The following is a 21,241-nucleotide window of genomic DNA, read 5'->3' as shown; positions in this document are numbered from 1 at the left end:
CCAGACAACGGCGAACTAACAGGAAGTGTCTGAGAACAGATCGAACTGGAATTACCGGGAGCTGCCATGACCGCGAAATGGGATTTCTGGATCGATCGCGGCGGCACGTTCACGGACGTTATCGGGCGCGACCCGCAGGGCGGACTGCATCCGCGCAAGCTTCTGTCGGAGAACCCCGAAGCCTATGACGACGCCGCGATCCAGGGCATTCGCGACCTTCTTGGACTTCAACCCGGCGCGCGGATCCCATCCGGCCTGATCGGCGACATCAAGATGGGCACCACGGTCGCCACCAACGCGCTGCTGGAGCGCAAGGGCGACCGCGTGCTTTTGCTCATCACCAAGGGTTTTCGCGATGCGCTGAAGATCGCCTATCAGGCCCGGCCGGACATCTTCGCCAAGGAGATCATCCTGCCCGAACAGCTCTACGAGCGCGTCATCGAGGTCGACGAACGCGTGCACGCCGGGGGCTGCGTCGAACGACTGCTCGACATTGCGGCTTGCCGACCGGCCATCGAACAGGCGAAAGCCGACGGCATCGACGCCGTGGCCATCGTTTTCATGCACGCCTGGAAATATCCCGATCACGAGAAGGCGGTGGCCAAGGTCTGCCGCAAAATCGGCTTTGGCCAGGTCTCGGTCAGCCACGAGGTCTCGCCGCTGATCAAGCTGGTTGGCCGCGGAGATACGACGGTGGTCGACGCCTATCTCTCGCCGATCCTGTCGAGATATGTGCGGAAGGTTGGCCAGGAGCTCGGCGTCCTCTCCCCCCTTGAGGGGAAGATGTCGGCAAAGCCGACAGAGGGGGTCGGTCAAGGCAGCGCGCGACCTCAAGAGGCGTCGAACCCGGTCGGTCCGACCCCGCCCGGCGGCGTTGCCGCCACCCTCCCCTCGAGGGGGAGGGAAAGCCCTCAACTGATGTTCATGATGTCGTCGGGCGGCCTTACCGCCGCCGATATGTTCCAGGGCAAGGATGCGCTGCTCTCGGGGCCCGCCGGTGGTGTCGTCGGCATGGTCGAGACGGCCAAGCTCGCCGGCTTCGACAAGGTGATCGGCTTCGACATGGGCGGCACCTCCACAGACGTCGCCCACTATGACGGCGAGTATGAGCGCGCCTTCGACACCGAGGTCGCCGGCGTGCGCGTCCGCGCGCCGATGATGCGCATCCACACCGTTGCCGCCGGCGGCGGCTCGATCCTGCACTACGAGGCAGGCCGTTTTCGCGCCGGACCTGATTCCGCCGGCGCCAAACCCGGCCCTGCCGCTTACCGGCGCGGCGGGCCGTTGGCTGTCACCGACGCCAATGTCATGCTCGGCAAGCTGCAGCCCGACTTCTTTCCGGCGATTTTTGGACCCGGTCAGAACGAGACGCTCGACCTGGAGATTGTCCGCGAGAAATTCACCGCACTGGCCGCAGAGATCGGCGACGACCGCTCGCCGGAAGCGGTCGCCGAAGGCTTTGTCACTATCGCCGTGGAAAACATGGCCAATGCCATCAAGAAGATCTCCGTGCAGCGCGGCTACGACGTCACTGAATATCTCCTGAACTGCTTTGGCGGCGCCGGCGGCCAGCATGCATGTCTCGTCGCCGACGCGCTCGGCATGGAAGCTGTGCTGATCCATCCCTTCTCGGGCCTGCTTTCGGCCTATGGCATCGGACTGTCCTCGGTCTTCGCCTCACGCCAGCAAGCGCTGCTGAAGCCGCTTGCCGAGGAATCCAGAACCGAGATCGGCAGCCTCGTCGCCAGCTTGAAAAAAGCCGTCTTCGCCGAGCTCGCGGCGCAAGGTATCGCCGAGGATGCGATTGCCGCCAGGCCCGTGCTGCACATCCGCTACGACGGGACCGATACCGCACTGCCAGTGAATTTCGAGGAGGACTCGATCCTCCAGGCCAGGCGGGATTTCGAAATTGCCCACAAGGCGCAGTTCGGCTTCGTCTATGACGACAAGCCGATGATCGTCGAGACCGTCGGCGTCGAAGGTACCGACACCGGCGGCAATGGCCGCGATGAAACTGAATCGGAGACCGAAGATCTCACCTTAAGTCCTTGGCAAACCCGGAAAATCTTCGCTGAAGGCGAATGGCTCGCTTCCGGCATCTTCCATCGTGAGACGCTGAAGCCGGGAAACAGGGTTGCAGGCCCCGCCTTGATCATCGAGCCCAACCAGACCATTGTTGTCGAACCGGGCTGGCAGGCCGAAATCACCACCAGGAACCATGTGCTGCTGCGCCGGTTCGAGAGGAAGCGCCGGCAGGCAGCCCTCGGCACCGAGGCCGACCCGGTGATGCTGGAGGTCTTCAACAATCTCTTCATGTCGATCGCCGAGCAGATGGGCGTGACGCTGCAGAACACCGCCTATTCCGTCAACATCAAGGAACGGCTGGATTTTTCCTGTGCCGTCTTCGACCACACTGGCGCGCTGGTCGCCAACGCGCCGCACATGCCTGTGCATCTGGGTTCGATGGACCGCTCGGTCGAAACCATCATCCGGCTGAATTCCGGCGACATCCACTCCGGCGACGTCTTTGCCCTCAACGCCCCCTATAATGGCGGTACGCATTTGCCTGATATCACCGTGGTGACGCCGGTGTTCGAGGAAGGGCGCCCGATCTCCCCCACAAGGGGGAAGACTGGCCAATCTCCCAAGATCCTCTTCTACGTCGCCTCGCGTGGCCACCACGCCGACATCGGCGGCACGGCGCCCGGCTCGATGACGCCGCTGGCCACCACGGTCGACGAGGAAGGCGTTCTGTTCGACAATTTCCGCATCGTCGATCGCGGCCGCTTCCGCGAGGCCGAGTTGGAAACGCTGCTCACCGATCATCCATATCCGGCGCGCAACCCGCACCAGAACATAGCCGACCTCAAGGCGCAGATCGCCGCCAACGAGAAAGGCGTCGCGGAGCTGCGCAAGATGGTTTCCCATTTCGGCCTCGATGTCGTCGAGGCCTATATGGGTCATGTCCAGGACAATGCCGCCGAGAGCGTACGACGCGTGCTGGAACGGCTGCCGGACAGTTCCGAATACGAATACCCGACCGACACCGGCCAGGTCATCAAGGTGAAGATCACGGTCGACCGCAAGGAGCGCGAGGCTACGGTCGACTTCACCGGCACGTCGCCGGTCATGAAGAACAATTTCAATGCGCCCGAGCCTGTCGCTCGCGCGGCCGTGCTCTATGCCTTCCGCGTCATGGTCGAGGACATGATCCCGATGAATGCCGGGTGCCTCAGGCCGATCAACATCATCATTCCCGATGGTTCGATGCTGAAACCCGCCTACCCCGCCGCCGTCGTCGCCGGCAATGTCGAGACCTCGCAGCATGTGACCAACGCGCTGTTCGGCGCCATGGGCGCCATGGCCAATGCGCAGGGCACGATGAACAATCTCACCTTTGGCAATAAGAAGTACCAGTACTACGAGACGATCTGTTCCGGCTCCCCCGCCGGCCGGATGAACTCCGGCCGCGGCTTTGCCGGCACCTCGGGCGTGCACACCCACATGACCAATTCGCGCCTCACCGATCCGGAAGTGCTGGAATTGCGCTTTCCCGTGCTGCTGGAGGACTTCCACATCCGCGAAGGTTCGGGCGGCAAGGGCAAGTGGAGCGCGGGCGACGGCACCCGACGCACCATCCGCTTTCTCGAGAAGATGGAATGCGCGATCCTGTCCTCGCATCGCAACCGCCCGCCGCAAGGGCTGGACGGCGGCGGCGACGGCGAGGTCGGCTCGACCAAGATCCGCCGCAAGGACGGCACGATCGAAATGTTAAAGGCCTGTGACCAGACCGTGCTTCAGGCCGGCGATGCCATCATCCTGACGACACCAACGCCAGGTGGGTTCGGACAAAGCTAAGCCACTCGTCCGAGCACAAGCAGGCTGCTGTCATCCACCTGTCATCCCCGGGCGCTACCCGCTTGCGCCAAAGCAAATGGGGAATCACCTGGCTATGACGGACGTCTCCGCAGATCTGGTTTTCCGCCGCGGCAAGGAAGTTGGAAAAGCCGTTTATCAGAACCGCCCGCTGTCGAAGGCCGGCATTTCGGAACGGCTGTTCGCCTTCCTGTTTTCCGGCCTCGTCTATCCGCAGATCTGGGAAGACCCCGACGTCGACATGGCGGCGATGCAACTCGGCCAGGGCCACCGCGTCGTCACCATCGCCTCGGGCGGCTGCAACATCCTGGCCTATCTCACCCGCTCGCCGGCAAGGGTCGACGCCGTCGACCTCAACGCCGCCCATATCGCGCTGAACCGCATGAAGCTGGAGGCGGTGCGCCGCCTGCCTTCGCAAGGCGACCTTTTCCGCTTCTTCGGCGCCGCCGACACCAGCCACAATTCGGAAGCCTACGACCGTTTCATCGCGCCGCATCTCGATCCGGTCAGCCGTCACTATTGGGAGCGCCGCAGCTGGCGCGGTATCAGGCGCATCGCCGTCTTCGACCGCAATTTCTACCAGACCGGACTGCTCGGCCTGTTCATCGCCATGGGCCATCGCACGGCGAAGTTCTTCGGCGTCAACCCGGCTCGCATCATGGAAGCCAGGAACATCGGCGAACAACGCCGCTTCTTCAACGAGGAACTGGCGCCGGTCTTCGACAGGAAGCTTTTGAAATGGGCGACCTCGCGCAAGGCCTCGCTGTTCGGCCTCGGCATTCCGCCGGCGCAATACGATTCCCTGATCACGTCCGGCGACGGCACCATGGCCAGCGTGCTGAAAGCCCGGCTGGAAAAGCTCGCCTGCGATTTCCCATTGCAGAACAACTACTTCGCCTGGCAGGCTTTCGCCCGCCGCTACCCCGAACCTGGCGAAGCCGCCCTGCCCGCCTATCTTGAAATACAAAATTACGAGACCATCCGCGGCAATGTCGACCGCGTCGCGATCCATCATGCTAATCTGATCGAGTTCCTCGCCGGCAAGGATGCCGGCGCGGTCGACCGCTTCGTGCTCCTGGACGCGCAGGACTGGATGACCGACGACCAGCTCAATGCGCTGTGGGCGGAAATCACCCGCACCGCATCGGCCGGCGCTCGCGTCATCTTCCGCACCGCCGCCGAGCCCAGCCTGCTGCCCGGCCGGGTTTCCAGCTCGCTGCTCGACCAGTGGAATTATCAGGACGAGGCTTCGCGTGAATTCTCGGCCCGCGACCGTTCGGCCATCTATGGCGGCTTCCACCTCTACGTGAAGCGCGCGGCATGAGCAGCACCGAGGTGCCGGCCAACCATGCCGAACTGATGGACGGCGTCTACCGCTGGCAGCGCCACATCTACGACCTGACCCGCAAATATTATTTGCTCGGCCGGGACCGGCTTATCGAGGGGCTGGAGGTGCCAACCGGCGGCACCGTCCTGGAGCTCGGCTGCGGCACCGGCCGCAACATCATCCTTGCCGCCCGCCGCTACCCCGACGCCCGCTTTTTCGGCCTCGACATCTCAGCCGAAATGCTGGAGACGGCCGGCGCCGCCATTGCCCGCGAAGACCTGTCGGGACGCGTCACGCTGGCAAGGGGCGACGCTACCGATTTCGACACGAACGCGCTCTTCGGCAGCGAACGGTTCGACCGCATCTTCGTGTCCTATTCGCTGTCGATGATCCCGGGCTGGGAAAAGACGGTGGCGGCGGCACTTGCCGCGCTCGCCCCCGCCGGCACGCTGCATGTCGTCGACTTCGGCCAGCAGGAAGGTCTGCCGCGTTGGTTCCGAACCTTGCTGCGCGGCTGGCTCAAAAAATTCCACGTCGCGCCGCGTTCAACCCTGCGCGAGGTTCTGGAATCCGAATCTCGGCGAACCGGCGCAACCTTCCGTTTCCGCACGCTTTACCGCGGTTACGCCTGGCTGGCGGTGATCAAGCTCGCAGTTTGAGTATTGCCGTTGGGATGGCACTCTAACTTTTAGCCAGGGGCAGATGCATCACCTGGAATCATGCATTGCCACGTGACCCCAGGAGCGGTACATTGTCTCACAGGCTGGAAGCATCGGATGATCGTCGGCTTTAGAGACGGATGGCTCCGGGCCTTTTTGGTGGAGGACAGCCACTCCCGGAACATCCCGCCCGATCTTGAAAGCCGCTTGTTTCGCAAGCTCCAGATGATTGACGACGCGACGAGCGATCAGGATTTGCGGGTGCCACCCAGCAACCATTTCGAGAAATTGCGCGGCAATCTCGAAGGGTTCCATTCGATCCGCGTCAACAAGCAATGGCGGCTGGTCTTCCGCTGGGACGGCGGCCGCGGTGAAGCGTCGGACATATATCTCGACGACCACAGCTACAGGTGAGGTGAGACATGTTGATGACCGCACGCAAACCAGCAACGGTTGGAGAAATTCTCACGGAAGAATTCATGCAGCCGCTCGGCCTGACACAGACGGCCTTGGCCGATGCCATGGGCGTTCAACGCAAGCATGTGAACGAATTGTGCAACGATCGCCGCAGCGTAACGGCGGCAACCGCGCTCATTCTGGCGCGGGTGTTCGGCAATAGCCCGGACTTTTGGCTGAACGTCCAACGGCGCAGCGATCTCTGGGCGGTTATGAATTCGCCCGACGAGCGGGCTCGTGTTGATCGCGCCAAGCCTTTGGCGACAGCCGCATAGACAGAGTTCTGCTGCAATCAACCTTTCGCCTACTCTAATGCAGCGCCTTCACCAGCGCGCTCACCATCTCCCGCGGGCGGTAATTGAGCTTGGCCGGCGTAAGGCCGAGCCGCACCACCACCAGCTGTTCCGAGGGAATGATGGCGACCGTCTGGCCGTCATGGCCCTCCATCCAGTAAGTGTCCTTGGGGAGGCCGGCGGCGATACCGGCGCCCGGGCTGTCCTCGTCGCCCGGTGCCTCGATCCACAACTGGCCCTTGCCGTAGACCTTCGAGGCGGATGCCGGCTCCCGCATCCAGTCGACGAAGCCGGCCGGCAGGATCTGGTTGCCGTTCCAGACCCCACCTTGCAACAGGAATTGCCCGAAGCGCGCCCAGTCATGCGCCGTGGCGTAGAGATAGGACGAGCCGACAAAAGTGCCTTGCTCGTCTGTCTCGAGCACCGCGCTGTGCATGCCGAGCGGCTCGAACAGCGCCGTGCGCGGCCAGGTCAATGCCTTGGCCTTGTCGCCGATCGCGTCCTGCCAGAGACGCGACAGCATCACCGCAGTGCCGCTCGAATAGGAGAACGCCTTGCCCACATCGCCCGCCAGCGGCTTGCCTTCCGCGAAGCCGGCCATGTCGGGCTCGAGATAGAGCATGCGCGTCACGTCGGCGACGTCGCCGTAATCTTCGTTGAACTCCAGCCCGCTCGACATCGCCATCATGTCGGCAAGGCTGATGCCGGCGCGGCCATCGGCCTTCCACGGCGCGAACAGGCCTTTGCCGTCGATCGCCATCTTGCCGTCCTTGACCAGCGTGCCGACGATGGCGGCGTTCACCGTTTTGGTCATCGACCAGCCGAGCAGTGGCGTCTTGGCTGAAAAGCCGTCTCCATAGCGTTCCGCGACGATCCGGCCATTCTTCACCACCACAATGGCGCGCATGCCCGCGCCGGCCATGGCCGCGTCCCCAACGACCTTGGAGACCTCGGGATTTTGCGAGGCATCGACCCGCTCGCCTTCCGGCCACAGCGCATCCTGGCTTAGCGCCGCGTGCTTGGCCTGGATGGTCGTGCGGCGTACCTTGCCGACATCGCCATCCGGAACCGAAGCGCAGCCCAGCCCATCGCGGGCGACAGCGACGCTCTTGCCGAGGAAGCCGAGCAGGCCGGCCGAGACGATGCCCCGGTTCTTGTCGACCGAAACCCGCATCAGCTTGAGCAAAGGATGACCGGGCGCCTGCACGTCGACCGCCAGCACCTCATTGGGGTCGCGCCCGGCAATGAAGACGTTGGAGCAAACGATCTTGGCCGAATAGCCCGAGCCGACGCGGATCAATTCGGGCGGCGCGATATAGAGCCAGGCAAACAACGCAACGATCGCCAGCACGACAAGACCAAGCAGCCATTTGACGATCTTGACGAAGATCCGCATTTGTTTCCTCCCAAGCCCACGGCCGACGCTTATGCCATCGATTTGCCGCCATTGCTTCCGCAAAATCGTCTCTCTTGTCGAGCGCCGTCAACGGATTATCAACCATGATCGGCGATCACAGGGATGCATGTTGCTCAAAACTGCGCAGGGACAACGGCATGCACGACAGACAAAGATCTAAAGCACGTCGAAACGACATGCATTAGAGAGCTGGGCGATCCTGTGGGGTGACCGTCCAGTGGCCAGATCGAGGGGCCATCTGCTGAAACGACCCATCAGCGACCGGCTGATTCCGGCTCGGGAGTTGCGATGCGCCGTCTTGCGGTCCTGTTCATGCTGACGCTACTGGGTGCCTGCTCGACCGTGGACGATCTCGCGCCGCTGTCGCCGTCCGCGTCCAGCAGCCCGACAGTAGCCGTGCGCGCGCCTCGCTTCGCCGATTCCAAGCCGCACGAATGGGACAGCGGCGCGCCTTGGAACTATGCCGTTCACGGCACCGACGTCTCCAAATATCAGACCTCGGTCGACTGGCCGGCTGCCAAGGCCGGCGGCATCTCCTTCGCCTTCATCAAGGCGACTGAAGGCGGCGACCGCTTCGATGAGTATTTCAATGAGCACTGGGCCCGCACGAGAGCCAATGGTCTCCCACGCGCGGCCTATCATTTCTTCTATTTCTGCACTCCCGCGGCCGTGCAGGCGCGCTGGTTCATCAAGAATGTTCCCGTCGACCGCTCGGCCATGCCGCCGGTCCTCGACATGGAATGGAACCCGAAATCGCCGACCTGTCGGCTGCGTCCCGACGCCGCCACCGTGCGCGCGGAGATGACCACCTTCCTCGAAATCGTCGAGCGGCATTACGGCAAGAAACCGATCATCTACACCTCGGTCGACTTCTTCGAAGACAACCAGTTGTCGTCCTTCCGCGGCTATCCCTACTGGCTGCGCTCCGTCGCCGGCCACCCACGCGAGAAGTATGGCAGCCATCCCTTCACCTTCTGGCAGTACACCGGGACCGGTGTCGTTCCGGGCATGACCGGCAAGTCCGACATCAACGTCTTCAACGGCAGCGAGGCTGCCTGGAACAAGTGGCTGCGGCAGAACACCCGTTGACACCGGTTCAACGGCAGCGAAGCCCCCCGGAACAAGTGCTGCGGCACAACACCCGTTGACACCGGGCCTGCCGCCTGCTTTCGACACAGCCGGTGGTCAAGAGTGCAACCGCCAGTATTCCAGAGCCGTAGGCGTCCCCATGGACGCGCCAGGTCGCCTGGAACCCTGAATGTCGAAAGGAAACCGATGCGACTGCGTTCCCGAGCCCTCACGGCGCTGTTCCTGTGCGCCACGGCTTTACCGGCGATGGCGCAGGAATGCGGCGGCGACTTCGAAGCCTGGAAGCAGGGCGTGGCCGCCGAAGCCAAGGCGGCAGGCGTCGGCGCGGTCGGTCTCGACGCGCTGGAGGATGTCAGCATCGACGAGAGGGCTTTGGCGCGCGACCGCGCCCAAGGCGTCTTTACTCAGACCTTCATCGAGTTCTCCAATCGCATGATCTCGGCCTACCGGCTGAAGCAAGGTGCGGCGAACCTGAAGAAATATGCCGATGTGTTCGCCCGCGCCGACCAGCAGTTCGGCGTCCAGGCGCCGGTCATCGCCGCCTTCTGGGCGCTGGAGACCGATTTCGGCGCCGTGCAGGGCGATTTCCATACGCTGAGCGCATTGGTGACGCTGTCGCATGATTGCCGCCGCCCGCAGCTGTTCCGGCAACAACTGGTGCCGCTGCTGGAGCTCATCGATCGCGGCGTGCTGCCGGCCAACGTTAACGGCGCCTGGGCCGGCGAGATCGGCCAGACGCAGATACTGCCCTCGGACTATCTGACGCGCGGCGTCGATGGCGACGGCGACGGCAAGGTCGACCTTAGAAACAGCGTCCCCGACGTGATCATGACAACCGGCAACAAGGTGCTGTCGCGTGGCTGGAAACGCGACGAGCCGTGGATCCAGGAAGTGCGTGTCCCCGACGACATGCCCTGGGACCAGACCGGACGCACCAACAAGCTGCCATTGTCGCAATGGGCACAGTGGGGCGTCACCAATCCCGACGGCTCGCCGCTCGACGACAAGGGCCTGAAGGCAGGCTTGGCACTACCCATGGGCCGCAAGGGGCCAGCCTTCCTCACCTACGACAATTTCGACGTCTATCTCGAATGGAACCAGTCCTTCACCTACGCGCTGACGGCGGCCAATCTTGCCGCACGACTGGCCGGCGCACCCCCGTTCGATCCGCGCAATCCTGAACCAGGCCTCGACAACGACCGGATGAAGGCCTTGCAGACCAAGCTCGAAGCCCGGGGCTACGACGTCGGCAGCGTCGACGGCATCCTCGGCACCAACACCCGCGAAGCGATCCGCAAGGAACAGATGCGGCTTGGCCTGCCGGTGGATGGCTGGCCGACGGCGGAACTTTTGGCGAAGCTCTGAAGGGAGCAAATAGTCAGCAGCGGGCAGTGAGCCCCCAAAGAGCCTCGCTAGCTACTCACTCATCTCTCCTCAAGCGCATGAAGTCGATGAAGACCCGCAACGCTGGCGGCACCTGCCGCGAGCTTGGATGGTACAGATAGAAGCCCGGGAAACTGGATGACCAGCCTTCCAGAAAACGCAACAGCCTGCCGTTTTCGATCCAGGGCCGTACCTGGTATTCGAACATATAGGCCACGCCCGCTCCATCCAGCGCCGCATGGAGCATCAGTTCGGTATCGTTGACGGTCAAGCTGCCCTCGACGGCGATTTCCAGGGCCCGCTTGCCGCGCGCAAATTCCCATCGATAGAGATTACCACCGCCCGGCCATTGGAACTTTATGCATTGGTGCTGGTGCAGTTCCTGCGGATGGCGAGGTATGGCCCGGTTCTCGAGATAGGCGGGAGCGGCCACCGCGGCCATTTGCAAATCCCCGCTCAGTTTCACCGCTACCATGTCTTTCTCCAGCCGCTCGCCAAGTCGGATTCCGGCATCGAACCGTCCCCCGACGATGTCGGTCAGCGTGTCGTCGACGATGACGGTCAGCGCGATATCGGGATAGGCGCGCTGGAAGTCACCGAGGATCGGCGCGATGAACCGCGTCGCGGCGACACGCGGCACGTTTATACGCAGCGAACCCGCCGGCCGGTCGCGTGCAGCATGAATGTCCGCGACGGCGCCCTCCAGCTCCTCAAATGCAACAGCAAGGCGCGCAAACAGCGTGTCTCCGGCAGCAGTGGGTGAAACGCTGCGTGTCGTGCGGTTCAGCAGCCTGACACCGATGCGAGCCTCCAATTGCCGGATCGACTGGCTGAGCGCCGGGGGGGATACGCGCAGCCGGGCGGCGGCGCGGACGAAACTACGCTCTTCCACGATTGCCGCGAATGCCTTGAGCTCGGTGAATTCAGACCCGCGCATTGTGTATCCCAGGATTAACAAGCCAGTCAGATAATATGCCATTATATAATCAGTTGCATGCCGCTATTTCTTGACCATCGGCCCCGTCACGCTATTTCTTGCCATCGGAAACCGGCGCGGGTTTGAGTGATTGAAGGAAATTGGTCATGTCTCAGTCCTTGAACGGCAAAACCGCACTCGTCACCGGCAGCTCGCGCGGCATCGGCCGGGCCATCGCCGAAGGGCTCGCGGCCAAGGGCGCTGCTGTCGTCGTCAACTATGTCGGCAATCAGAGAGCCGCTGATGAGGTGGTGGCCGCCATCGCCGGCAAGGGAGGAGAAGCCGCCGCCATCCAGGCCGATATGTCCAGCGTTTCGGATATCCGCCGCTTATTCGACGAGGCTGAGAGGGCGCTGGGCGCGATCGACATCGTCGTTGCGAATGTCGGCGTCGCCGTCATCAAACCGTTGAGCGAGGCAACCGAAGCCGATTTCGAACATGTCTTCGGCACCAATGCCAAGGGCACGTTCTTCACGCTGCAGGAAGCAGCACGCCGCGTGCGCGACGGCGGCCGCATCATCGCGGTCTCGACCGGTGGCACGAAGATGTTCTTCACGCAGACGGCGCTCTATCTCGGCAGCAAGGGCGCCGTCGAACAGTTCGTGCGCGTGCTCTCGCGCGAACTCGGACCGCGCGGCATCACCGTGAACGCGCTGTCGCCGGGCTTCACCGACACGGACCTGCTTCCCGACCGCGATCGCGCCGTAGCGGCCGGCATGTCGCCGTTCGGCAGGATCGGTGCGCCGCGCGACGTTGCCGATGTCGCGGTCTTCCTGGCCAGCGACGAGGCCCGCTGGCTAACCGGCGAGAATATCCAGGCTGGTGGCGGGGTGGCCTAGTCGGCCATCGTCTCCAAACTCGCGAACCCCTGCGGCGCGTCGCCCTCGTCGAAAGGCGTCGTGACCTCGACGAAGGTGTCGGGATAAAAACCGTTGAACCGCGTGCGCAGCGACAGCGAATAGGCGCCGATATGGCCGATTTCGATCCAATCGCCGGTGTCGACGGTCTCCGGCAGCCAGAACGGCCGCGACAGGATGTCGACGGAATCGCAGGTCGCGCCGCAGACCTTGAACGGCACGATATTCTTGTCCTCTCCGTTGCGCGAGCGGATCGCGGGATCGGGAATGAAGCGCGCCGGCAGCGTGATCTTGCCGGTCCATGAATCCGACAGCGACGCCCAGATGCCGTCATTGATGTAGAGCCGCTTGCCCTTGCGCAGCAGCACCCGCACGATCAGCGACAGGCAGCGCGCCACGATCACCCGGCCGGGCTCGGCCACCAATGGTATCTGGTCGAACTGGTATTCCTTCAGATCGCCGGAAAGCCGCGACATGATCTGGCCGAGCGACGGCATCTCGATCTGCTTGCGGTTCGGATCGTGGCCGTATTCGGCGGGAAACCCACCGCCGACATCCAGCCCGGCAATGTCGAAGGTCAGCCGGTTGCGCACCCAGTCGGCCGAGGCCAGCGCCCGCTCATAAGTATCGGGATCCTCGATCTGGCTGCCGACATGGAAGCACAGGCCAACCCTGTAGCCGGTGCGGTTCAGCCGCTCGGCCAGTTCCACCGCATAGGCCGGCCCGGCGCCGAACTTCTTCGACAGCTCGTAGGCGGCATGCCCCTTGGTCTGCACCCGCACGAACACGCTGAGCGAGCCCGGATCGATGTCGAGCGCCCGCACAACCCGGGTCAGTTTGGTGATCTCGTCCTCATGGTCGAGCGAAATGACGCGGATGCCGTATTTCTCCAGCGCCAGCTTGATATCAGACTGCGCCTTGACCGGATGCATGTAGAGCATCTCGGCATCGGGAGAGACGGCGCGCACGGCGGCGAACTCTCCGGGCGAAGCGACATCGAAGGCACTGACGCCCGCCTCGACCAAAGTCTTCAGCACGATCTGCTCGCCATTGGTCTTGACCGCATAAGCGGTCTTGCCGGGAAACATGCCCATGAACTGCCTGGCATCGGCCTCGAGCACCTGCGGGCGGAAGCAATAGACCGGATCGTCCGGGCGAAGCGCCAGTGCCGCCTCGCGGGCATTCTCGAATCGCTGCATGGACGAATCCTTGATCTAACCTGCGCACAATTAATCCAAGCTAGCCGCCAATGAAAACAATTCTGTGTCTCGCGGCCATGACGCATCGGCCCTAGAGCAATTCCAGGAAAGGTGTGAAACGCTTTTCCCGGGAAAAGCGCGTAGCGCTTTCCCTAGGGAATTGCGTAAAAAACAAAGAGCGGTTCGGCGTTTCCATAAAACGGTGAACCTGGTGCATGTCGCCCAAAGTGCGCAGCGGTTTTGGGACAACGACATGCATGATCAAAAAGCTGGCAGGAGCATTTCCCCATCATCGGTTTCGGGTGGCCCTTGCCGGCGGACCCGATATGCCTTCTGCCTGATTGGATAGCAGCCAAGGGAGGACGATTCATATGGCGATAGCCGCGACATCCGCACCGCGCGGCCCGATGGTGCTCAAGGATTGGGGGCAGCTCCTGCTGCTCGGCGCGATCTGGGGCGGCTCGTTCTTCTTCGCCCGCATCGCGGTGGCGGAGCTTCACCCGCTGGTGCTGGTGTTGTTTCGCGTCGCCATCGCGGCAATCGCGCTGCATATCTATCTCGGCCTGCGCGGCCCTTCGTTTCGCCTTGCGCTTCCCCACTCCGGCCTGTTCTTCCTGCTGGCGTTCACCAACAATATCGTGCCTTTCTCGCTGATCTTCGCCGGCCAGACCCAGCTTGGCGCCGGCGTCGCCTCGGTGCTCAACGCGACGACGCCGTTCTGGACGCTGATCCTCGCCAATGCGCTCACGTCTGACGAAAAGCTCTCCTGGAACAAGCTCGCCGGCATTGCGCTCGGCGTCGCCGGCACCGCGGTGATGATCGGTCCCGGCCTGCTTGCCGGGCTCGGCGGCCCGGTCTGGGCCAAATTCGCGCTGATCGGCGCGTCGCTCTCCTATGGCATTGCGCTGATGGTCGCCCGCCGCTTCAAGGGCGTGCCTTCGGCGGTCGTCGCCACCGGACAGTTGACCGCCTCGACCATCATCATGATCCCTATCGTGCTGCTTGCTCATGGCCCCGCGGGCCTGTTCTCTGCCTCGCCGCCAGTCTGGGCGGCTGTGCTGGCGTTGGCGCTTTTATCCACCGCCTTCGCCTACATCCTCTATTTCAACCTCGTCGCCTCCGCCGGCGCCACCAACGCCTCGCTGGTTACGCTGATTGTCCCGGCCAGCGCCATGCTGCTCGGCTTCCTGTTCCTCGGCGAACGGCTCGAGCCGTTCGAAATCGGCGGCGTGGTGCTGATCGGCCTTGGCCTCGTCACCATAGATGGGCGCTTGTTCAGGCAGGCGTGAGAACGCCACGCGTTCAAGCCACTTTGATTGAATCTCCACATCGCGTTTTCCGAAAGTCGAATTGGCTTTCGGGTCGTGGTAGCGCTGCCATGACACGGTGGAGACACATCCCTGCCATAATTTGTTCACAGGCCTGAAGCGGGTTTTTGCCGAAGAGTTTCAACGCGTAACGGCAAAAGCGAGGTCGCAAATTTCACAGTCACGTCGCAATGCAGCACATTTTCCGCTTGCCTGTGGCACAAATGAAACTAGACTCCATGACATAGCTCTTTAAGAGGAGGCTATGTCATGGGACTTACGAGGCCAATCAACGCATTGATGATTTGTGCTGCGTTTGCCTTCATCGGCGCCCTCATTGTGGGCGTCCTTCCCTGAACCCGCCAAGACGGGGAAGACCAGCACCGAATAGTCCAAACAATTCGAAGGGCCGGGTTTTTACCCGGCCTTTTGCTGTTCGGCTCTATGCCGCGGCCGATCCGGCAACCTCCGCCTCATGCGCGCGGATACCGATCATGTGGCAGACGGCGAAGACGAGGTCGGCCCGGTTCATGGTGTAGAAGTGGAAGTCGCCCACCCCCCGTTCGACCAGATCCAGCACCTGTTCGGCCGCCACGGCGGAGGCGACCAGCGCATGGGTCTGCGGATCGTTCTGCAAGCCGTCGAAGCGCTCGGCCAGCCATGCCGGCACCAACGCGCCGCAGCGTGCCGAGAAATTGGCGACCTGCGTGAAATTGTGCACCGGCAAGATGCCGGGCACGATCGGGATGTAGATGCCGGCGCGGCGGGCGCGCTCGACATAGCGTTCGTAAAGGTCGTTGTCGAAGAAGAACTGTGTGATCGCCCGCGTCGCGCCATTGTCGACCTTGCGCTTCAGCATGTCGATGTCGGTGGCGAAGTCAGGGCTTTCCGGGTGCTTCTCCGGATAGGCCGACACCGAGATGTCGAAGTCGCCGGCATCCTTCAGCGCCCCGACCAGCTCGGCGCCATTGGCATAGCCATCCGGATGCGGACGGTAGGCGGTTCCGACGCCCTCGGCCGGATCGCCGCGCAAGGCGACGAAGCGCTTCACGCCCATGTCTGCGAATTCCTGGATCACCGCATCGACCTGATGGCGGGGGGCGTCGACGCAGGTCATATGCGCGGCAGGCGTCAGGCTGGTCTCCTTCAGGATGCGGCCGACGGTGCGTGCCGTGCGCTCGCGCGTCGAGCCGCCGGCGCCATAGGTCACCGAAACGAACTTCGGCTTCAGCGGCTCCAGCCGTGTGACCGTGTCCCACAGCCTCGTTTCCATTTCGTCGTTCTTCGGCGGAAAGAATTCGAAGGAAACCCGGACCTTGTCGCCAATGTCGGGGCGGCGGGAAAAACGGAACTGGTTCATCAGGCGATTTCCCCTATCGGGTTCACTTTGGCTTGCTGGCTGTCGTTGGCGGGATCGGCGATCAGCAGGCGCCGGTCGCGGCCAAGCCACAGCTTGACGGTGAGCCTGGCCTCGTTACCGCCGCGCGGCTCGAACTCCTGGCTGTCCTCGAGATCAAGACCGGCCTCGGCAAACCACTCGCCCATCTGCCGGTCCGAAAAGCCGAGCCGCATATGCGCATGCTCGTCGCGCAGGAATTCCAGCGTGTGCGGCGCGAAGTCGACGATGATCAGCCGCCCCGCCGGGCGCAGAAGCCGCGCCGCCTCGTGGATGGCGCGCGCCGGATCGTCGAGATAGTGCAGCACCTGGTGGATGGTGACGAGGTCGAACGCATCGCGCTCGACCGGCGGCGAGAAGATGTCGCCTTGCCGCACCTGCGCATTCGAAACGCCGGCCTTGTCGAGATTGGCGCGCGCCACGGTCAGCATCTCGCGCGACATGTCGATGCCGACGCCGCGCCGGTAGAGCGGCGAGAAGATTTCCAGCAGCCGGCCGGTGCCAGTGCCGAGGTCGAGCATCGACTGGAACGGCCGCTTGCCGACCAGCTTCAGCATCGCGGCTTCGACGGCGCGGTCCGGCACATGCAAAGAGCGGATATGGTCCCAGCTCGCCGCGTTCACGGAAAAATACTCCGTGGCACGGTCCTGCCGCTTGCGTTTGACCGAGGCCAGCCGCTCGAGGTCGCGCTCAACCTGCGGATCGGCACTGCGAATGCCGGACACCAGCCCAATGACGAAGTCGCGCGCCGAATCGGCATCCGACAGCCGGAAGAAGGCCCAGGACCCCTCCTGGTAACGGTCGATCAGCCCGGCCTCCAGCAACAGTTTGAGATGACGCGAAACGCGTGGCTGCGACTGGCCAAGAATTTCCGTAAGATCGGAAACGGTGAGGTCGCCGCGCGACAGCAGCGCCAGTATGCGCAGCCGGCTGGATTCGGCCGCCGCCTTCAATGTGTCCACCATCGTGTCGAGCGCGACATGCATCTGCGTATTCTCTTTGAAAAAGATATAAACATATGTTTATGTCGATTTTCACCATTATGCAAGCGCTATGTCGCTTCCGGACAAGAAAATGCCGCTTGCGTGACCTCTCGGTGTGTCGTCAAAGGCATGTGGTGGGCAATGGCATGCCTGGAACAGACCTCGGCATTTAACAAGCTCGCACCACGAGATCAGGATGACTGAAACGCAAATGTTCGAAACGCGCGAGGGCGAACAGAGGCTGGAAAACGACCCGGCGCAGATGCCACCGGATGGCGGGATCGTCTTCATCGGCCGCATCGCCTCGCCATGGACAACGCGGGAGACCTGCCCGAAGAACATGCGCACCGCCCTCGAGGCCGGGCAGCCGGCGGTGCTGACCATCGACGCGCCTTATCGTGAGGGCCTGCGGGGCCTGGAGCGCGCCAGCCATGTGATCATCCTGTCCTGGCTCAATCATGCGCCGCGGAATCTGATTGTGCAGAAACCCCGCCATGCGGCTGAAGCGAAAGGTGTATTCGGCCTGCGCTCCCCTGCTCGGCCGAACCCGATCGGCCTGCACGTGGCCAGGCTCGTCGGTCTCGATATCGGCACAGGGCGCATCGATCTCGACGCCATCGACGTGCTCGACGGCACGCCCGTCATAGACATCAAGCCCTATTTCGCTTCGACCGACGCCATTGCCGAGGCGACCGTGGAAGGGCGCGACGAGCCCAATCGGGTTCGGCGATGACAGCGCCGACCGGTCGCCGCCGCGCCATCGCCAAGGCGCTGACTGCGCTGCTGCCCCTGGCGCCCTATGCCGACATGGAGAAGATCCGTGCCGACGCCGGCTCGGTGCACATGAAGACCTTGCCGCCGACGATTGCCGTATGGCTAGCGACCATCGCCCATATCCGCCACGGCCATACCGATTACGAAAAGCTGCTGGCCGAAGGCTATGACCGCGACTCGGCGCGTTTCTTCGTCATCGAGCAGACCAACGTCGTGCTCACGCGCTGGCGCGCCACACGCCTGCTCGACGCCGACGACGAGGATGGATGAGGCCGCGGGTCACTGCCGCTTCAGCACGGCGACGGCATTGTAGGGCTGGCCGTCCGCCTGGCCGACCCATAGCCAGGACAGGTTTCCCTTGAAGAACCGGACGGTGATGTCGCCGCCGTCAATGCACTTGTCCTGCCCGTAAGTGATGCTCTCGTGATATTTCGCCGACGTATCATCTCTCGACGTCTGCGACAGCGATCCGCCACAGCCGACTGATGGATAGTCGATCGACGCGCCGCCGTCCTTGATCGTCATGGCGATCGACCAATCGGCGCCGGTGTCACCTGCCGGACTCTGGTGGCCGTTGCCCACCCATATGCCGGTCAGCGTCGGTACGTCGACCACGCAAGGCACGTTCTGGAAGATCGGCGTCAATTCACTGCCTGTCTTCTCGCAGCGATAGGTCTGGCCGCCCTGGCACAATTCCTCGCCCTCTTTCGCGCATTGTGCGCTGGCTTGGCCAGCGACAGCGAAACCCATCGTGACTGCAACAATGATCCCAAACCTGCCCATATCTCTCTCCCGCCCACCATTCCAGGATCGTAAGGCAATTCCAATCCTATGTATCAGCCAGATCGCCGTGCCATATCTGTCATTGGCGAGGACGAACAGCGCCGGGCGAGTGGCTCTATGCCTTCCGCATGGCGCCGGTAACCTGCCGATCCCGCCCCGCTTGGAGAAGGCACCGATGAGCCAGACGATGGCAACACAGGCTCCGAAGCCGCTGCCGGTGGTCAGCGACCGCCACGTCGACCCGCATTCCTATCCGGACGGCATCGCTTTCCTTGACGGGCAGTATCTACCGATGTCGCAAGCGAAGATCTCGGTGCTGGATTGGGGCTTTCTGCATTCCGACGCCACTTACGACACGGTGCATGTCTGGAACGGCCGCTTCTTTCGCCTCGACCTGCATCTGGACCGCTTCTTCGGCGGGCTGGACAAGCTGCGCATGACGATCCCCTTCGATAGTCAAGGCGTGGCCGAGGTCCTGCACAATTGCGTCGCGCTATCCGGCCATCGCGCCGCTTATGTCGAAATGCTGTGCACACGCGGCGCCTCGCCGACCTTCAGCCGCGATCCGCGCCAGGCGATCAACCGCTTCATGGCATTCGCCGTGCCGTTCGGCTCGGTCGCCAATGCCGAACAATTGCGGCGCGGCCTGCGCGTCGCGATCAGCGACAAGGTGCGCATTCCACCAGCCTCGATCGATCCGGCCATCAAGAATTATCATTGGCTCGATCTGGTGCGTGGCCTCTATGACGCCTATGACCGCGGCGCCGACACGGCGCTGATCCTCGACTTCAACGGCAATGTCGCCGAGGGCCCCGGCTTCAACGTGTTCTGCGTCAAGCACGGCAAACTGTCGACGCCGGCCGTTGGCGTGCTGCCCGGTATCACAAGGCGCACTGTTTTCGACCTGTGCGCCGAAGAAGGCCTTGTCGCCGCCCCGGCCAACGTTGGCGTCGCTGCATTGCGTGAAGCCGACGAGGTTTTCATCACCTCGACCGCCGGCGGTATCATGCCGGTAACGGAGATCGACGGCGCGGCCGTTGCTGGAGGCACCGTCGGGCCGATCACCAGCCGGCTGATGGCGCTCTACTGGCAAAAGCACGACGACCCGGAATGGTCGAGCCCGGTGAGCTATCCTGACCGGCCTGCCGATGATCAATAGCTGAGTCGTGACAACTTCTGCTGCGCCGTCCGCTGGGCGGCGCAGCCCCTGCTCTTCGGCGCAATGGGAACAACCCAGCTAACCCCTATAAATCCACTGCTCCGGCACGCGCACCGAGATCTCCTCGCCGGCCCGGATCGTGCCCGGCTTCTCGCCGCGCAGGCGTTTCGCCGCTTTCGGGAACAACAGCGCGCCGGCGTCAACGTCGGCCATGCCGGCATTTCCGGCGATCGATCGGCCGGAGATCCGGCAAGGTCCGTTCTGTGCGTCGATCTTGATTGTCGCCCCGCCCTTGAAGAACAGCAGCGTGCCGGCCGGCAGCATGGAGAGGTGCGGCACGCCTTCGATCAAAAGATTGGCGCCGATCCACTCCGGCTTGATCTCGGCCAGCCCCATGCGCTCGGCGACGATGGCAAGCTCATCCTCCGCCACGATGGACAATTGTCGCTCGTTGCGCATTTCGGTGCCGCGCGGATACCAGGGCTCGCGCCCGCCCGAACGCCGCGTCGGCCCGGCATGGAAATCGCCCGCTATGCCGTCGAAACCGAGCCGCAATTCGTCCACCGCACGCGTCTGGAAATGATCCGACGGCGCGACGTAGAGAGCTGCCGCCCTGGCGACAAGCTTCTTGCCCGCGATGATGTCGACCGGCTGTTCAGCCTCGCGGAAGAGGTCCAGCATGGCGTTCCGTCCTTCAATCATATGCTTGGTTTTGCCCTCCGACCGGCAAAGCCGCAAGAGCAGTCTGGGCCAAAGCGCGCAACTCTTCGACCGAAGCGCCGTCCCGCGCCTGGATCGACATGCCGTTCATAACGCTTGCAATGTATTTGGCCAGGCCCTCCACCGAGAGGTTTTCTGGCAGATCGCCTGCTGCCCTGCCTTTCGCCAGCCGTGCCGCTATCGCCGTTTCACTTGCCTTGCGATAGGTCCTGAGCTCATCGGCAATCGCTTGCGCCTGCGGCGAGGCCGCCAATGCGCCGCTGACGAACAGGCAGCCACCGGGCTTGCCGGGCCTGGAATAGGCCTTTGCCGCGCCGAGCAGCAAGCGGCGGATAGCCTCTCCCGTCGACACTGGCGCGCTCAGCGCCTCGACCGCAAAGCCAATTTCCGTCTCGTGATAGTGCGTCAGCGCCTTGCGAAACAAAGTCTCCTTGTCAGTGAAGGCGTTGTAGATCTGCGGCGGCGTCAGCCCCATCGCCTCGCGCAGCATGGCGAGCGACGTCGCCTCATAGCCATGCTCCCAGAACAGATGCATCGCGGCATCCAGCGCCCGGCCTGGATCGAATGCACGCGGCCGGCCACCGCGG

At 63.1% G+C, this 21,241-nt stretch carries 20 protein-coding genes; 12 read left to right on the top strand and 8 right to left on the bottom strand.

The window, feature by feature from the left end:
- The first annotated feature begins 66 nt into the window (after positions 1 to 66).
- The 5 genes from NKJ26_RS15715 to NKJ26_RS15695 all read left to right on the top strand — a co-directional run bounded on the left by NKJ26_RS15715 (position 67) and on the right by NKJ26_RS15695 (position 6,593).
- Positions 67 to 3,858 carry a hydantoinase B/oxoprolinase family protein gene (locus NKJ26_RS15715; RefSeq protein ID WP_352696095.1) on the top strand — a complete coding sequence of 1,264 codons (3,792 nt, stop codon included), beginning with the start codon at positions 67 to 69 and terminating at the stop codon, positions 3,856 to 3,858.
- A gap of 94 nt (positions 3,859 to 3,952) precedes the next feature.
- Positions 3,953 to 5,200, top strand: coding sequence for a BtaA family protein (locus NKJ26_RS15710; RefSeq protein WP_352696094.1), 1,248 nt, complete (start codon positions 3,953 to 3,955; stop codon positions 5,198 to 5,200).
- Positions 5,197 to 5,862 (top strand): SAM-dependent methyltransferase, encoded by a 666-nt coding sequence (locus tag NKJ26_RS15705; protein ID WP_352696093.1) that lies wholly within the window; start codon positions 5,197 to 5,199, stop codon positions 5,860 to 5,862. Before NKJ26_RS15710 ends, NKJ26_RS15705 begins: the two co-directional genes overlap by 4 nt.
- Before the next feature lie 117 nt (positions 5,863 to 5,979).
- Positions 5,980 to 6,276, top strand: coding sequence for a type II toxin-antitoxin system RelE/ParE family toxin (locus NKJ26_RS15700; RefSeq protein WP_352598047.1), 297 nt, complete (start codon positions 5,980 to 5,982; stop codon positions 6,274 to 6,276).
- 8 nt (positions 6,277 to 6,284) lie between these two features.
- The gene (locus NKJ26_RS15695; RefSeq protein WP_352597694.1) at positions 6,285 to 6,593 is read left to right on the top strand and encodes a HigA family addiction module antitoxin; all 309 of its coding nucleotides are present in this window, start codon (positions 6,285 to 6,287) and stop codon (positions 6,591 to 6,593) included.
- 34 nt (positions 6,594 to 6,627) lie between these two features.
- On the opposite strand, the gene NKJ26_RS15690 is transcribed toward NKJ26_RS15695, so the two are convergent.
- Positions 6,628 to 8,007, bottom strand: coding sequence for a serine hydrolase domain-containing protein (locus tag NKJ26_RS15690; RefSeq protein ID WP_352597692.1), 1,380 nt, complete (start codon positions 8,005 to 8,007; stop codon positions 6,628 to 6,630).
- 309 nt (positions 8,008 to 8,316) lie between these two features.
- On the opposite strand from NKJ26_RS15690, the gene NKJ26_RS15685 reads away from it, so the two are divergent.
- Together NKJ26_RS15685 and NKJ26_RS15680 are read left to right on the top strand one after the other, a co-directional pair.
- Complete coding sequence (locus NKJ26_RS15685; RefSeq protein ID WP_352597690.1) at positions 8,317 to 9,117, top strand: glycoside hydrolase family 25 protein; 801 nt, start codon at positions 8,317 to 8,319, stop codon at positions 9,115 to 9,117.
- A 186-nt stretch (positions 9,118 to 9,303) separates the two neighbouring features.
- On the top strand, positions 9,304 to 10,482 hold the full coding sequence (locus tag NKJ26_RS15680) for a lytic murein transglycosylase (protein ID WP_352696092.1): 1,179 nt from the start codon (positions 9,304 to 9,306) through the stop codon (positions 10,480 to 10,482).
- A 55-nt stretch (positions 10,483 to 10,537) separates the two neighbouring features.
- Here NKJ26_RS15680 and NKJ26_RS15675 read toward each other — a convergent pair whose 3' ends face one another.
- Positions 10,538 to 11,479 carry a LysR family transcriptional regulator gene (locus tag NKJ26_RS15675; RefSeq protein ID WP_352696091.1) on the bottom strand — a complete coding sequence of 314 codons (942 nt, stop codon included), beginning with the start codon at positions 11,477 to 11,479 and terminating at the stop codon, positions 10,538 to 10,540.
- Between the two features lie 104 nt (positions 11,480 to 11,583).
- Between NKJ26_RS15675 and NKJ26_RS15670 the strand changes: the two genes are divergently transcribed.
- Positions 11,584 to 12,315 (top strand): SDR family oxidoreductase, encoded by a 732-nt coding sequence (locus NKJ26_RS15670; protein WP_352597684.1) that lies wholly within the window; start codon positions 11,584 to 11,586, stop codon positions 12,313 to 12,315.
- Here the strand turns inward: NKJ26_RS15670 and NKJ26_RS15665 are convergent.
- Entirely contained in the window at positions 12,312 to 13,532 is a 1,221-nt protein-coding gene (locus tag NKJ26_RS15665; RefSeq protein WP_352597682.1) for an alanine racemase, read from the bottom strand. The genes NKJ26_RS15670 and NKJ26_RS15665 overlap by 4 nt on opposite strands.
- A gap of 371 nt (positions 13,533 to 13,903) precedes the next feature.
- Between NKJ26_RS15665 and NKJ26_RS15660 the strand changes: the two genes are divergently transcribed.
- The gene (locus NKJ26_RS15660; RefSeq protein WP_352696090.1) at positions 13,904 to 14,821 is read left to right on the top strand and encodes a DMT family transporter; all 918 of its coding nucleotides are present in this window, start codon (positions 13,904 to 13,906) and stop codon (positions 14,819 to 14,821) included.
- 460 nt (positions 14,822 to 15,281) lie between these two features.
- Here NKJ26_RS15660 and metF read toward each other — a convergent pair whose 3' ends face one another.
- Both metF and NKJ26_RS15650 read right to left on the bottom strand, forming a co-directional pair.
- A complete protein-coding gene (metF, locus tag NKJ26_RS15655; RefSeq protein WP_352696089.1) occupies positions 15,282 to 16,199 on the bottom strand; it encodes a methylenetetrahydrofolate reductase [NAD(P)H] in 918 nt (305 codons plus the stop codon).
- A complete protein-coding gene (locus tag NKJ26_RS15650) occupies positions 16,199 to 17,221 on the bottom strand; it encodes an ArsR/SmtB family transcription factor (protein WP_027025427.1) in 1,023 nt (340 codons plus the stop codon). The genes metF and NKJ26_RS15650 overlap by 1 nt, the downstream gene beginning before the upstream one ends.
- A 193-nt stretch (positions 17,222 to 17,414) precedes the next feature.
- Between NKJ26_RS15650 and tsaA the strand changes: the two genes are divergently transcribed.
- Together tsaA and NKJ26_RS15640 are read left to right on the top strand one after the other, a co-directional pair.
- A complete protein-coding gene (tsaA, locus tag NKJ26_RS15645) occupies positions 17,415 to 17,951 on the top strand; it encodes a tRNA (N6-threonylcarbamoyladenosine(37)-N6)-methyltransferase TrmO (protein ID WP_352600849.1) in 537 nt (178 codons plus the stop codon).
- Positions 17,948 to 18,262: a DUF2293 domain-containing protein gene (locus tag NKJ26_RS15640; RefSeq protein WP_352600847.1), complete on the top strand. Its 315-nt coding sequence runs from the start codon at positions 17,948 to 17,950 to the stop codon at positions 18,260 to 18,262. The genes tsaA and NKJ26_RS15640 overlap by 4 nt, the downstream gene beginning before the upstream one ends.
- A 9-nt stretch (positions 18,263 to 18,271) precedes the next feature.
- On the opposite strand, the gene NKJ26_RS15635 is transcribed toward NKJ26_RS15640, so the two are convergent.
- Positions 18,272 to 18,775: a hypothetical protein gene (locus NKJ26_RS15635; protein WP_352696088.1), complete on the bottom strand. Its 504-nt coding sequence runs from the start codon at positions 18,773 to 18,775 to the stop codon at positions 18,272 to 18,274.
- Positions 18,776 to 18,950: 175 nt separating this feature from the next.
- Between NKJ26_RS15635 and NKJ26_RS15630 the strand changes: the two genes are divergently transcribed.
- Positions 18,951 to 19,934 carry a D-amino acid aminotransferase gene (locus tag NKJ26_RS15630; protein WP_352696087.1) on the top strand — a complete coding sequence of 328 codons (984 nt, stop codon included), beginning with the start codon at positions 18,951 to 18,953 and terminating at the stop codon, positions 19,932 to 19,934.
- A 78-nt stretch (positions 19,935 to 20,012) separates the two neighbouring features.
- On the opposite strand, the gene NKJ26_RS15625 is transcribed toward NKJ26_RS15630, so the two are convergent.
- Together NKJ26_RS15625 and NKJ26_RS15620 are read right to left on the bottom strand one after the other, a co-directional pair.
- Positions 20,013 to 20,615, bottom strand: coding sequence for an MOSC domain-containing protein (locus tag NKJ26_RS15625; RefSeq protein WP_352696086.1), 603 nt, complete (start codon positions 20,613 to 20,615; stop codon positions 20,013 to 20,015).
- 13 nt (positions 20,616 to 20,628) lie between these two features.
- Complete coding sequence (locus NKJ26_RS15620) at positions 20,629 to 21,189, bottom strand: TetR/AcrR family transcriptional regulator (protein ID WP_352696085.1); 561 nt, start codon at positions 21,187 to 21,189, stop codon at positions 20,629 to 20,631.
- Positions 21,190 to 21,241: the final 52 nt, after the last annotated feature.

The organism is Mesorhizobium sp. M0152 (assembly GCF_040322415.1).
GTDB lineage: Bacteria > Pseudomonadota > Alphaproteobacteria > Rhizobiales > Rhizobiaceae > Mesorhizobium.
The sequence above is the reverse complement of the archived record's forward strand: the minus strand, read 5'-3'. Positions and strand labels throughout refer to the sequence as shown.

What these genes read in the sequence shown, in the direction of transcription:
- NKJ26_RS15670 (WP_352597684.1), top strand. Translation starts at nt 11,584, where the DNA reads ATGTCTCAGTCCTTGAACGGCAAAACCGCACTCGTCACCGGCAGCTCG.
- NKJ26_RS15630 (WP_352696087.1), top strand. Translation starts at nt 18,951, where the DNA reads ATGAGCCAGACGATGGCAACACAGGCTCCGAAGCCGCTGCCGGTGGTC.
- NKJ26_RS15675 (WP_352696091.1), bottom strand. Translation starts at nt 11,479, where the DNA reads ATGGCATATTATCTGACTGGCTTGTTAATCCTGGGATACACAATGCGC.
- NKJ26_RS15620 (WP_352696085.1), bottom strand. Translation starts at nt 21,189, where the DNA reads ATGCATCTGTTCTGGGAGCATGGCTATGAGGCGACGTCGCTCGCCATG.
- metF (WP_352696089.1), bottom strand. Translation starts at nt 16,199, where the DNA reads ATGAACCAGTTCCGTTTTTCCCGCCGCCCCGACATTGGCGACAAGGTC.
- NKJ26_RS15635 (WP_352696088.1), bottom strand. Translation starts at nt 18,775, where the DNA reads ATGGGCAGGTTTGGGATCATTGTTGCAGTCACGATGGGTTTCGCTGTC.
- NKJ26_RS15665 (WP_352597682.1), bottom strand. Translation starts at nt 13,532, where the DNA reads ATGCAGCGATTCGAGAATGCCCGCGAGGCGGCACTGGCGCTTCGCCCG.
- NKJ26_RS15640 (WP_352600847.1), top strand. Translation starts at nt 17,948, where the DNA reads ATGACAGCGCCGACCGGTCGCCGCCGCGCCATCGCCAAGGCGCTGACT.
- NKJ26_RS15710 (WP_352696094.1), top strand. Translation starts at nt 3,953, where the DNA reads ATGACGGACGTCTCCGCAGATCTGGTTTTCCGCCGCGGCAAGGAAGTT.
- NKJ26_RS15660 (WP_352696090.1), top strand. Translation starts at nt 13,904, where the DNA reads ATGGCGATAGCCGCGACATCCGCACCGCGCGGCCCGATGGTGCTCAAG.
- NKJ26_RS15715 (WP_352696095.1), top strand. Translation starts at nt 67, where the DNA reads ATGACCGCGAAATGGGATTTCTGGATCGATCGCGGCGGCACGTTCACG.
- NKJ26_RS15685 (WP_352597690.1), top strand. Translation starts at nt 8,317, where the DNA reads ATGCGCCGTCTTGCGGTCCTGTTCATGCTGACGCTACTGGGTGCCTGC.
- NKJ26_RS15695 (WP_352597694.1), top strand. Translation starts at nt 6,285, where the DNA reads ATGTTGATGACCGCACGCAAACCAGCAACGGTTGGAGAAATTCTCACG.
- tsaA (WP_352600849.1), top strand. Translation starts at nt 17,415, where the DNA reads ATGACTGAAACGCAAATGTTCGAAACGCGCGAGGGCGAACAGAGGCTG.
- NKJ26_RS15705 (WP_352696093.1), top strand. Translation starts at nt 5,197, where the DNA reads ATGAGCAGCACCGAGGTGCCGGCCAACCATGCCGAACTGATGGACGGC.
- NKJ26_RS15700 (WP_352598047.1), top strand. Translation starts at nt 5,980, where the DNA reads ATGATCGTCGGCTTTAGAGACGGATGGCTCCGGGCCTTTTTGGTGGAG.
- NKJ26_RS15680 (WP_352696092.1), top strand. Translation starts at nt 9,304, where the DNA reads ATGCGACTGCGTTCCCGAGCCCTCACGGCGCTGTTCCTGTGCGCCACG.
- NKJ26_RS15650 (WP_027025427.1), bottom strand. Translation starts at nt 17,221, where the DNA reads ATGCATGTCGCGCTCGACACGATGGTGGACACATTGAAGGCGGCGGCC.
- NKJ26_RS15690 (WP_352597692.1), bottom strand. Translation starts at nt 8,007, where the DNA reads ATGCGGATCTTCGTCAAGATCGTCAAATGGCTGCTTGGTCTTGTCGTG.
- NKJ26_RS15625 (WP_352696086.1), bottom strand. Translation starts at nt 20,615, where the DNA reads ATGCTGGACCTCTTCCGCGAGGCTGAACAGCCGGTCGACATCATCGCG.